The sequence below is a fragment of the uncultured Gimesia sp. genome (assembly GCF_937910335.1).
In the GTDB taxonomy this organism is placed as follows: Bacteria; Planctomycetota; Planctomycetia; order Planctomycetales; family Planctomycetaceae; genus Gimesia.
This window is the reverse complement of record NZ_CALEMX010000209.1, coordinates 1-12,261: the sequence shown is the minus strand read 5'-3', so window position 1 is coordinate 12,261 and position 12,261 is coordinate 1. Positions and strand designations below refer to the sequence as shown.

At 44.9% G+C, this 12,261-nt stretch carries 8 protein-coding genes; 5 read left to right on the top strand and 3 right to left on the bottom strand.

Features of this window, described 5'->3' with window-relative positions:
- The coding region (locus tag Q0668_RS08135) for a mechanosensitive ion channel domain-containing protein (protein ID WP_298862580.1) at positions 1 to 2,429 on the top strand (2,429 nt) is incomplete at its 5' end.
- Between the two features lie 6 nt (positions 2,430 to 2,435).
- Here the strand turns inward: Q0668_RS08135 and Q0668_RS08130 are convergent.
- A complete protein-coding gene (locus tag Q0668_RS08130; RefSeq protein WP_298862577.1) occupies positions 2,436 to 2,894 on the bottom strand; it encodes a YiiD C-terminal domain-containing protein in 459 nt (152 codons plus the stop codon).
- A 113-nt stretch (positions 2,895 to 3,007) separates the two neighbouring features.
- Positions 3,008 to 3,802, bottom strand: a complete 795-nt coding sequence (locus Q0668_RS08125; protein WP_298862574.1) for a hypothetical protein — start codon at positions 3,800 to 3,802, stop codon at positions 3,008 to 3,010.
- Positions 3,803 to 4,187: 385 nt separating this feature from the next.
- Here Q0668_RS08125 and Q0668_RS08120 point away from each other — a divergent pair, with 385 nt between their 5' ends.
- From Q0668_RS08120 to Q0668_RS08110, 3 genes are all read left to right on the top strand, one after another.
- Positions 4,188 to 4,928, top strand: a complete 741-nt coding sequence (locus Q0668_RS08120; RefSeq protein ID WP_298862571.1) for a hypothetical protein — start codon at positions 4,188 to 4,190, stop codon at positions 4,926 to 4,928.
- A gap of 204 nt (positions 4,929 to 5,132) precedes the next feature.
- Positions 5,133 to 7,448: a hypothetical protein gene (locus Q0668_RS08115; RefSeq protein ID WP_298862568.1), complete on the top strand. Its 2,316-nt coding sequence runs from the start codon at positions 5,133 to 5,135 to the stop codon at positions 7,446 to 7,448.
- On the top strand, positions 7,445 to 8,371 hold the full coding sequence (locus Q0668_RS08110; protein ID WP_298862566.1) for an ABC transporter ATP-binding protein: 927 nt from the start codon (positions 7,445 to 7,447) through the stop codon (positions 8,369 to 8,371). Before Q0668_RS08115 ends, Q0668_RS08110 begins: the two co-directional genes overlap by 4 nt.
- 18 nt (positions 8,372 to 8,389) lie before the next feature.
- Here the strand turns inward: Q0668_RS08110 and Q0668_RS08105 are convergent, their stop codons facing one another.
- Entirely contained in the window at positions 8,390 to 9,196 is an 807-nt protein-coding gene (locus tag Q0668_RS08105) for a prolyl oligopeptidase family serine peptidase (RefSeq protein ID WP_298862563.1), read from the bottom strand.
- Between the two features lie 335 nt (positions 9,197 to 9,531).
- Between Q0668_RS08105 and Q0668_RS08100 the strand changes: the two genes are divergently transcribed.
- A partial coding sequence (locus tag Q0668_RS08100) for a HEAT repeat domain-containing protein (protein WP_298862560.1) occupies positions 9,532 to 12,261 on the top strand: 2,730 nt, incomplete at its 3' end.

The following is a 12,261-nucleotide window of genomic DNA, read 5'->3' as shown; positions in this document are numbered from 1 at the left end:
TAAAATCTCATCAAGAAAACATTCATCGTCTCAGCAAACTGATCGACGATGTTCATTTGACACGGTTTGAGTTGGATGAGAAATGGGCAAGTTTCCCAACAGTGGAAGACCAAGTCACTGAAATCCTGAAAAACACAAAACGGTCTCTGACAACTGAAGAAGAAATCAATCTAAATATCATTGTCGAAGAAGCACTTACGAAACAAAAAGAATATTTAGACACTTTGATGCTCAGTAAGCAAAGCTACTTTGATAAATTACTCAATCTGGATATTTCTGAAAGGGATCTTGTAAAGCAGACGCGCGCTTACTCTGACTACATTCAGGAACGAGTCTTCTGGATCAAAAGCTCTGCACCTCTTTCTTTCACAGAATTCAAACAGCTCCCGTCTTCACTCCGCTGGCTATTTGCTTCGACTCACTGGAAAGCTTTACTTTCCACACTTAAGCAAGACCTCATTCAGAACCCCGTCATTTACTTTACAGCATTCTGCTGTTTTCTGAGTCTCGTCTATCTAGCTTATAACGTGAGACAACAACTACGACTGATTAATAAACAAATCACCAGAACAAACTACCGTCAATTTACCGTAACTGCCCGCGTTGCATTTCTCACACTTTTCATTGCCGTTGTCTGGCCAGGCTTGATCTGGTTTTTTGCCTGGAGAATCGGTAACAACTCAAATGCTCCACTGTTTGTAAAAACTGTTGAACTAAGTTTACGTCAAGTAGGTTGGTTATTATTTTTCTGGGAATTGATTCGACAAATATGTAGGCCTTTAGGTCTCGGCGAATCTCACTTCGGGTGGTATAAGCAAACAGTTTACTATGTGCGCAGAAATATTCGCTGGGTGATTGCCTTTTCCCTTCCGCTACTTTTTTTAACTCTGCTCATGCACGGAAAAGAAGTGGAACGTAACCAGGATTTCTTAGAACGCCTGTTTTTTGTGGCATTGCTGGTCGTTTACACGATTTTTGCTCGCCGTGTTTTCCGCCCCAAATCCGGGCTCTTTCAGTCAATCCTTAATTACAATCAAGAAGTCTGGTATGACCGCATTAAATCTTGTATCTATTTTTTATCATTGTTCGTCCCCTGTCTGCTGATTCTGATCACACTCATCGGTTATTACTTTACAGCGTTGACCCTGTTTCACTTGTTTTTCATGTCGCTCTGGTTGTTCCTGGTCGTCATTATTTTCCGAGGGCTTCTCTTACGTTGGATTCTGATTCATCATCGACAACTAAGCCATGAGCAAAATCTAAATCGATTGCACGCCAACCGAACTAATGCGCAAGATTCCGGCTCTGAAACGAGTGTCGCAGGCATTTCGACTGAAGAAGAGAGCCCCGCTGATCTCACAAAAATCTCGATGCAGATCAAAAAATTGGTCAACGCGATGGTCAGCATCATTCTGCTATTGGGGCTCTTTGGAATCTGGGAAGACACACTTCCCGCATTTAATCGACTGGATTCGTTTGAATACAGTCTCTGGTCGACATCAATTCAAACAATAGAACTTAAAGAAGGACCAGACGGGAAAAGCTCACCGCAATTGGTCGACAAACTGGAACCTGTCACATACTTTGACCTGGGCCTGGCTATCATTTTTGCGATTTTCGCGATCATCGCCACAAAAAACATTCCCGGTCTACTAGAGTTCCTGATTCTGCAAAGACTCCCGTTAGAGACTTCCGTTAAATATGCCATCACCAGCCTGGGGCGCTATTTCATTGCTCTACTTGGCATTTTTATCGTATTTAACACAATTGGTCTGGGCTGGACGAAGTTACAATGGCTGGCAACAGCTTTGACATTTGGACTCGCTTTTGGGTTACAGGAAATTTTTGCCAATTTTGTTTCAGGCTTGATCCTGCTCATCGAACGTCCAATCCGAGTCGGCGATATCATCACAGTCGATGAAGTAACGGGCGTGGTCTCCCGAATCCGTATGCGCGCCACCACCATCACCAACTGGGACCGTAAAGAATACATCGTTCCAAACCGGGAATTTATTACAGGCAAATTACTAAACTGGACTTTGACCGACTCGGTAAACCGAATTATGATTACCGTCGGAATTGCGTATGGCACAGATACGAATAAAGCATCGGAGCTGGCACTCAAAATTTTGACAAACCATCCTTTGATTCTTTTAGATCCCTCCCCCAGCATCACTTTTGAATCATTCGGCGATAGTACATTGAACTTAACCTTGCGGGCCTATCTGCCAAATCTGGAAAACCGATTAGCCGTCATTCACGAATTGAACACCGCAATCCATGAGCAATTTGCTGAAGCCGGATTTGAAATTGCATTTCCCCAAAGAGATATTCACCTCTATACCGCCAACAAATCACTTTCAGAAAGCGTTTTAAACGTAAAGCAGACAGAACCGCATCAGCAAAACAACCCCGAAGGCACCGATTAATTCCCCTCAGAAAGATTCCAGTTTCTTCGCCACAAAGGTTCCTCTGATGATGGCTGCCACCTGATTGTTGACGGTTACTGACGATTGCAGATCAATCCTTGCACGGCCTTTCCGTTCCAGACCTGCATGAAAAGGCATCCAGACACTTTCCTCCGGATAGGGGCACTCAGCTTCAAAATCATCTTCAATCGGAAGCAGAAACTCCATCTCACTTTTCTGAATGACGATTTTGTAACGATGTTCATCGTGTTGTAAGCGAAGATGAATGAGAGTCCAACCAGCCAGAATACCAATACTGGCAATACTTCCCCCAAAGGCGGTTTCCTGATGGTTTAAATTGGGGGCTAATCTGGCACAGAGACGGAGTACGTCGCTCGACTCGGATGACGCTTTAATCGACATCGCTTCTGTCACAGGAATATGCTGATGTAAGTAAGCCGTCACTTCCTCAGCATCAAATTCCATCAATGAAATCCCTCTCGAAAATCAGTCATACACTTTTTTGTTTACTCTGACAAAAATATATAGTGATGCATCTTCCTGAAGAATTCAAGCATTGAAGGAGTATCATGATCAGATCAACCATTCGGTGGCAGTGGCGGGAGTAATTGAGGCCCGCTTTGGAAAGGTTTTGCTTGATCTCGTGGTGGTACCGGTGGCAAGACCGGTGGCAAGAGAGGAGCAGACTTCCGTGATGGCTTCCACTGGGAATCGTTTTCTTCCTGGAACAGTTCGCGTAGACGCGAAGGTTGCGTCTTTAAAAAACTATCAGATTGCGGAATGGTACCTGGCGCAGGAAATAATCTTTGGCGCGGCGTCTGATGCAGGTGAGGTGAATAGTGTGCCTGTAACTGAACAATTGAAGTTTGTATTTCAGAAAGCAATCGACTGACATCACGCATATTCCGCTCTGGAATCATTCGATAAGGAAAACCGTTACATTGAAAACAGGGTTGTGGATAACCATTCCCACCATAGAAAACATATCCATTCGGGCCAGTGGGTCTATTGACGGGATCACGAAAAACGGGCAACTTCATGGCTTTGATCGAAAAATTCAAATCATCAACCAGGAGACTTAAATCCGATAATGCCTGATCCATACCTCTGACAGGAGCATTGAGCATTACCATGCGATGCATTTTATCAGCCATTTCATGAATATCGTACGCTTTGGAAAACAGAGTTCTCTGACCCCGTATCCCACTTAAATTCTTTCGAATTTCACGACACAATAGAAAGGAATCACGATTGAGCTTCCCGACTGTAGAGTCCAGTCCTCCCGCCTGTGCAAACAGCAAGCCATCCTGTGCGATGACTGAGAATAAGACCGTAACAAAAATTCCCCGATAGCTGTTTCGCTGAAACATCATGATTCTCCCTTACTTGTGGACCAGTTGAAATCACTTTTGATTTCCTGTCTTTCCATTCCACACCTGTTGGAATGCAACACAACTAAGGCAAAACGCGTTCCTGAAATTGAAGGTCCCGCGCAGGTTCCCGGTAAATGACTTATATCAATCAACTTAATGCCGAATATCAATTCTCATTCCTCTCAGATGAAATACCCTTACTAGAGAGATTTGATGCGATTTCGACGACAATCGTATCAATTTGATTTCGAAGAACATGTAAACTTGCTTCGTATCACAGGCACTTTGATTGCCATATCATTCCTTCCTGGACACAATAAGCGGTTATGACTTAATGATGTTCTAAACTCAGACACCACTAACACTTCAGAAGATTCAGGAATTCATGACTCTCACGACCAAAACCATTGGCCCCCTCAGTTGCCAGATTTATGATGAATTACAAAACGATCAAACACCAAACATTATAGTGATTGTCTGTCATGGATTTGGCGCCCCAGGTGATGACCTGGTCCCTTTGGGACCTGAGATCCTGAGAAGCAATCCGGACTTAGCGGATCGGGTTCGCTTTGTTTTCCCTGCAGCCCCACTTTCATTAATTGAAATGGGAATTCCGGGCGGACGTGCCTGGTGGATGCTGGATGTAGCAGAATTGAACGCCGCGATTGAATCAGGAAGAATCCGTGATCAACGAAATACAACTCCCGATGGGCTGTTGGAGGCGGCGCAACAACTAAGAGAATTTATCGACGAACTGCAAAAAGAATCTGGGTTACCCCTTTCGCAATTTGTGATGGCGGGCTTTTCACAGGGATCGATGATCTCCACTGAGGTCGCTCTCAATCTCCCAGAACCGCCGGCAGCGCTCATCATCTGGTCAGGAACTCTGCTCTGTGAACAAAGATGGAAATCGCTTGCAGAAAAATCCGAAAAGTTTCCCGTTCTGCAAAGCCATGGACGACAAGATCCCATTCTCCCCTACGATGGGGCGATCTGGTTAAAAGAACTATTAGAGCAGCATCAATTTGAGGTCGACTTTTCTGAGTTCATGGGACCGCATACGATACCGGAAATCGCATTAGCAAAGTTCGGTGCGCTTCTCCAGAATTTGACGAGTTCACCATGAATTAAGAACGTGTTAATCTATAGAAACCACTGATTTGTACTGGCAATGTATTGAGCCCGGGCTCGGATCAAGCCATAATACAAAGTGATATCTCTATTTATACTTATTATTCCGTTTCATCTATATTCGAGATAAATACACACTGTCAGAACTGAAACTGATTCCTGACGAAACGTTTGTATCGACGGGATCAGAAAATAATCCATGAAACCATCTCTTTCGTTCCAACTCAAAACAATCTGCGCATTGGCACTGATGGTACTCAACGCCAATCAGTTTTCCTTAGCAGCAGAAGCGGTTTCGAATTCTGTTGAAGTCAAACATATTCACGTCGGCTTCGATGGGCTCTATAAAGTAGGTCGCTGGGTTCCGATTTCAGTAGAGCTGTCAACACGGTCCCCGATTGAGCTGCAACTATCGGTCGTTGCCCTTTCGCCTGATGGCAATCCCACTGAAACACCTTCAAAAGTCTATCGATTCTCTCAACAGGGAACTTATCAACTCTACTCAGTCTTTAAAGCGGGCCTTCTCGATTGTCCGTTAAAAATCAGACTACGTGACGCACAAACCGAGTCAATCCTTTACGAAACGCTCTATTCCCCGCAATCAACTCGAAATCAATTCACTGGAGTGGGATTAAAACAGTCAGCCAATCTCTGGGCCACGATCGGTGAGATCCCTGGTTTTGATCCAGCACACTCTTCCCCACCAACACTAGATGATCTTGATCTCGACCAGTTTATTACTGCAATCTCAGATCTGTCACTCTTGCCAGAGACTTCTGTAGGTTATGACTCTCTCGACACCATCATCATCAATGCAGAATATCCAGTCGGTGTAGAAAAAAATCAGGCCATTCGAGAATGGGTGGTTAACGGTGGGCATCTTGTTGTCTGCGTAGGAACAGCCATAGAAGCATATCAGGAAAGTGAGCTTTTCAAATGGGTCCCCGTCAAGATTCGTGGCAAAACTCAAGTTCGTGATTTGAGCAGTCTGGAACTATACGCTGCGGTTCGTTCTCGTATTCGTGGTGTTGCCAATGCCTCCCGAATTGAAATTGAAACAGGAGAGGTACTGGCATCTTCGCTGAATGGCCCGGTACTGGTCCGAATTCCCTTTGGTCTGGGGGTAGTTACATTCCTTACATTGGATCTCAAAGCCAACCCCCTGGTTAATTGGGATGGATTAACAAAACTCTGTCCCAAACTGGCAAACAGAACAAAGAAGACCAGTTCCACGAATCAAGTGAATGCCATCCTGGGAAAGCGGCTTTCTCAGACTGGAATTTCTGAACTGGAAACCCAAATTTTTCATTCACAACAGAATTTTGCGGAAGTACGAAGACCTTCTCACTGGTGGGTCATGGGCCTGATTTTACTCTATCTATTCCTGATTGGCGTTCTGGACTTTATCCTGGTGCATCACATCTTGAAAAAACCGCATTTCACTTGGGTCACCTTCCCGGTGATGGTCTTACTGGCAGCCGTCTGGGGAATCGCATCAGCTCGATCAGCGAATGGCGATCAATTAAATTCGACACAACTCAATGTTGTCGACTACGATGCTTCCGAGGGCCATTTTCGCGGACGTTCCTATTTAAACTTATATAGCCCTGATACCCGCCGCTACCAGGTCGAAATTCAATCGATCCTACCGGTATTGAAGGATTCCCAGAAATACTTTCAGACGCAAATCTGTTGGAATGGTTTACCAGAAACCACGTTTGCCGGCATGTATCGATCTGCTGAAGGAACATTGACTGGCCCCAGCTACCAGTTTTCCAATGATTCTCAATCGATCAAGAACCTTCCCATTCTAAAATGGGGTACGAAAAGCCTCAGAGCAGATTGGACTCAAAAAAAGGCGGATCTGGTATCATCGAATCTGATCGGTAATAATCTAAGCCAACTTTCAGGCAATCTTACGCATCATTTTTCCAGCCCTCTCAAAGATTGGGTGCTGGCTTACGGAAACCGAATCTATCTGCCGGTTGTCAATCCGGAGCATCTTGAAGATTCATACTTTTCTCCCCATCAGCCATTGAATTTCAATAGCTTCACAATTGAATCACGCAACATCAAGGGGTACCTGACACGTTCTGTCTCTCGCCGATTTAAAGCCAAAGGGCAAAAGACTGATAATGTGATAACACAACAAACCGATTACAACCCATTCTCTAAAGACACCTATGAAATCCTGAAAATGCTGACTTATCATAAATTGTCAGGTGGTTTTGGTTACACAGGCCTTTCTAATTTTTCATCGGAACAATTGGATCTGACTGAACAATTGCGATTAGGCAGAGCCGTTCTATTTGCCAGAATGGATACAGCACTCAGTCAAACCCAGCTAGATGAGCAAATACTTGATCCAAAAAACCAGAGCACCTTTGTCAGAATTGTAATCCCTGTCAAAAATGCAACCGAAGTACTGAATGAATTACCTTCGTTGGAAGATGAAGATAAGGATAAAAAACCAAAAGAGCAGCAGAACACACCTTCCGGGAGTGATAACGAGTGATTGAAACACGCAATTTAACCAAACGCTATGGCGACCTGATCGCTGTTAATAACATCAACCTGAGCCTGGGTGAAGGCGATGTCTTTGGTTTTATTGGTCCTAACGGCTCCGGTAAAACAACCACCATGCGAATGATCGCGACACTTCTCAGCCCGGATTATGGAGAAGCTTACGTTTGCGGAAAATCGATCTATACTCATCCTGAAGAAATCAGACGTCTCGTCGGTTTCATGCCCGACTTTTTCGGTGTTTACGATGACATGACGGTTCTTGAATACCTCGAATTTTTTGCATCTGCATACCGAATCAAGGGTCCTCAACGTCGCAAGATTTGCGAAGAAAAACTGGAACTGGTTGATATGACTTTCAAACGAGATGCGATGGTCAATCAACTTTCTCGCGGTCAAACACAACGTATTGGCCTGGCGCGCGTCCTGCTGCATGAACCTCAGGTTCTTTTACTGGATGAACCGGCAAGTGGCCTGGACCCACGCGCACGAATCGAAATTCGAAATCTATTGAAACGTCTGGGTGAATTAAAGAAAACGGTCATTGTTTCAAGTCATATTTTACCCGAGTTGGCAGATGTCTGCACGCGAGTCGGGATGATTGAAAAAGGCAATTTGATCATCGACGATAACGTTGAAGAAGTCATGAAAAAAGCAAGACAGCGGATTCTATTATACGTTGCAGTCAACGCGAATACAGAAAAAGCCGCAGCCCTGCTTGAATCTCACGATCTCGTTTTGAATATTGAAATCCAAAACAATGTGATGCTCGTAATTCTGCAAAACGAGGTCAAAGACTACACCTTTATTCCCACACTTTTAATTAATGAAGGATTCCAGCTCTCTCTCTTCCGCGAAGAAGAAATCAATCTTGAAACGGCTTTTATGGAATTAACCAAAGGTCTCGTCCAGTAATTCCCAACCATCGCCTGCTTACTTCTTCTTTTTAGCAGCAGCCCGTTTTGCTTTTCGCGCTTCTTCCTCTTTTTTATCTGCCGCTTTTACTTCAGACTCCGGCTTCCGTTTCTGTTTCAAAAGCCATTCATACAATTTCGGATTGTCATAAGTCTCGGTCCATGAATTGTGACCTGCTTCGGGATAAACCGTAAACTTGACATCTGATTTTGCCTTTTTCAGCACATCTACCAGTACCTGCGATCTCTCTAATGGAACAGCTGTATCTTTTGCACCGTGAAACACCCAGATTGGTACATGCTTGATCTTCTTAACCCAGAATTTTTCACCGCCGCCACAAATGGGAACCAACGCAGCAAATCGGTAAGGAGTATATGCCGCTAACGACCAGGTTCCGAAACCTCCCATACTTAATCCCGAGACATAAATGCGATCTTTATCGACTCGATACTTCTGCTCGATCTCATTCAATAACGCGGTGAGCTCCACCGGCTGCCAGAGCTGATCCTTGGGACATTGTGGCGAGACGATGATAAATGGAAATTGTTTTCCGTTTTTGACCAGCATTGGCGGACCATGTATGGTCACCAGATCCAGATTATCGCCTCTTTCGCCTGCACCATGTAAAAAGAGCAGCAAAGGCCACTTTTCCTGTTGCTCATAGTTCTCAGGCAGAGAGATCAGATAATCCATTTTGACCGGAATCGTGGTATTGAGTTTGCCAGCCCGCTGTTTTCCGGATGACGTCTTTTCCGCTGACTCAACAGTCGAAAAACAAACAAAAACGAGCAGGACCACTAATCCAGATACCATTTTTTGCAACATCCGATTTGTTCTCCCTGAATTTGAAATGTAGCTTTTGAGGGTTTGAGCAAAATAGGACATGAGCATGACAGACTAATTATCAGACTTCAAGGCTATTGATTGTACTAAAACCACTCTTGCAACCCATGTACACTACATGGATTCGTAACTGAGAGAATCTACACAAGACAGAAAGCGATGATACAAACACGCAACTGGTAAACCAAAGCTGCCAACGACTCAATTGTTCAAGCCAGAATGCTCTTCTGTCACAATCGTAATTTTGATAAAGTTCGCCACTCACTTCTCTCTTTCTCACACGCCAATTCTTTCTTTTTCCCATTTCAGCTTATCTCATGATTTCTGCCTCTCCTCGCGGAATCGATTTACCGGAAGCCCCCGAACCCTTGCCGCGTCTTTTACGAAATACGTTATGGATCGGTTTTGTTCTTTGCTGCGCGGTTCCTGTCGGCTGTCAGAAGAGTCTGCTCCAGAACGTACAGCAGGCTAAAGTAACGATCCCTCTGCAAGAAAAAGTATCCAGAGAATTCCCACAGGAACTGGAAGGGCTCCACGTATATTTATCTCAGGATTTGTGGGTCCGCAACCATAACTGGGCTCCCTTCCAGGAATGGAAAACACTACAGGAACACAAGAATCAGAGCGTGCTCTCTTCGATTGATGTACATCGCTGGGTATTCGGATCATTGAAAGAAAATCAATTGCTGGCAGAATCCAGTGTGACAAAAACAGCTGAACCCTCACCAGAGATTCCAAAGAGCGAACTAGAAAACGCTACTACCGAAAAAGAGAAACCGTTACAAAATCCGCAAACTGAACCAAATCAGCTCTCCGACAAAACAAACGTCCCACACGAAAACTGGTCCTTTGATTCATTGCAGGATTTTTTAGTAAGAACCGGTTTTCCGGATTCAAAATCGAAAGCCAGTTCTACACAACCTCTCGGAAAAATTGCTGCATTAAAACAACTCTCAAAATGGGATTCTCTCTCAGGGTGGAACGCTGCCATCCTCTGGGCTTCGCTTGATCCTGAAAATGCCCTGGATGCCATTCCGATCCTTGAAAAAATCGTCTTTGAACAACTTGAATATGATCGCTTAGCCGCAGACACGATTCCTGAGTCAAACACGCGTGAGATTTTTCAAAGTTGGAAAAAGGAAACGCCAAAAACTACTCCTGAAATGACTCTCGTCTCTTCGGCGATGAAACATGCTGCCATCAATGGTATTTGCCTCGTGCTTTCACGCGCGGATGCAATGCCTCTCACCACAAAAAACCGCCTCACAAAATTATTGCAACGCCCCGACATATCAATTGAACAACGGGGGGAACTCTATCGGGGACTGGCTCGATTCATGCCACCAGTTGCGATTCCTTCATTGGAACAATCTCTGAATGTGAGCGATGGTAAAACGCTTCCTCCCAAAATTTTACGGCGGGCAGCCATGGATGCCTGTCTGATCCATGGACTCGGGTTTTATAGAGAACAGAATCAAATCTCAGATCGGGACCCGTCACTCATTCCCTCCCAAAAATACGAAGCCTCGGTTTGGCCAGCAAACATAATGCAGGTTCGTTGGGACTCCGATGCCGTCCTGCGCTGGAATTTTGGACTCTGGGCTGCATTGGTTCGTCATCCCGAAACGGAAGCGATCCTCACATCACAATTGAGAGACTCCGATCTTCTGGTTCAAAACAAAGCGATCGAACACCTGGGAATCTTAGGAACGGAACAAGCCTTAGAACTACTACAAACACAGTCAAAACGTCTGCAAGAAAGTTCCCGCGTTTCAGCCGCAATTGGACTGACACCCTGGGGAGTTCACTATTTAGCACTACTCAAAGACGATGCTTCTTCATCGGTCCGAAGTACAGTTGCTGAAGGATTAAGCCAGACAGTTTCAGTCGAATCCGCGCTCCTGCTGCGATCATTAATCAATGACCGAAGTTCGGAAGTTCAATTGACAGTAATCCATTCTGTCTCCCAATGGCCCGACGATCTCGCTGTACCGTTACTACTGGAAGGAATTCAGGAAGGCACTTATAAAACACGACGAAAAAGTATCATGCAGTTAATCAACCGCACCGGCTCGGGAGGCTCAATCTCGATCGAAGCTCCGAAAGCAGAACGCATTGACGCTGTCAGAGAATTAGTACGTACGGAACAGATCCCGGGCGGATTATGGAATAAACTGATGAAACAGGGAATTCAAACTGAAAATGAGGTCAATACGAGTCGGGTTGCAGAAATCCAGGCCTACTTTCACGAAGTGATCAACCAGTCGCGTAACTCAACGCCATATCATCAAGCTTATCAGGAACTTTCGCACCTTTCAGGAAAAGAACTCAGAGTGCTTGAGAAATTAATTCTGGAAACATCCATCCAAATACCGAGTGAAATCTATTCTGATCTGCTTCCAAAACTGGATCCCAGCTATGCGGCTTTGCAAGAGCTGACAAGTACTCACATCTCTGATCGGCGCAAAGCCGCTCAACAGCTTTTAAATAATTCACAAAACGTCTCATTAAGTCCGATTATTGTGAAGCGTCTCCGAAAACTGATGACACATGAGCAGGATCGACTAGTCTGGCGTATCGTCATGGCAGCAATTGCCAAAGACAACTATGAAGAAACTGCACAACTCGCACTCCTGGCAATTAATCACACATGGCCTGATATTCGAATCCTGGGCTGTGTCTATTTTGGCTCACACGGATCACCTCAGTATGCAACATGGTTACTGCCGCTATTGCAAGACAAAAACGAATCTGTAAAGCTCGCTGCCATCAATGCGATCGGGCATTGCCATAACCCCATTGCCATTGAAGGCATCATGAAATCTGCGCCAGACCAAAGCCCCGGGCCTTCCCTACGCTCATTGATGACACACTCTAACCAGAGAATTCGTTTTGAAACCGTAGCTGCTCTAAGTCGTTTAGGCGATGTCGAAGGGATGCAGGAAATGGTACGACTTACAAGTGACAGACTCAATTCCACTCGGATTGATGCTGTTCGCGAAATGGGCGATTCCGGGCAAACTCGATTTGTTGAACCATTGGTCCAG

What these genes read in the sequence shown, in the direction of transcription:
- Q0668_RS08130 (WP_298862577.1), bottom strand. Translation starts at nt 2,894, where the DNA reads ATGGAATTTGATGCTGAGGAAGTGACGGCTTACTTACATCAGCATATT.
- Q0668_RS08125 (WP_298862574.1), bottom strand. Translation starts at nt 3,802, where the DNA reads ATGATGTTTCAGCGAAACAGCTATCGGGGAATTTTTGTTACGGTCTTA.
- Q0668_RS08120 (WP_298862571.1), top strand. Translation starts at nt 4,188, where the DNA reads ATGACTCTCACGACCAAAACCATTGGCCCCCTCAGTTGCCAGATTTAT.
- Q0668_RS08115 (WP_298862568.1), top strand. Translation starts at nt 5,133, where the DNA reads ATGAAACCATCTCTTTCGTTCCAACTCAAAACAATCTGCGCATTGGCA.
- Q0668_RS08105 (WP_298862563.1), bottom strand. Translation starts at nt 9,196, where the DNA reads ATGTTGCAAAAAATGGTATCTGGATTAGTGGTCCTGCTCGTTTTTGTT.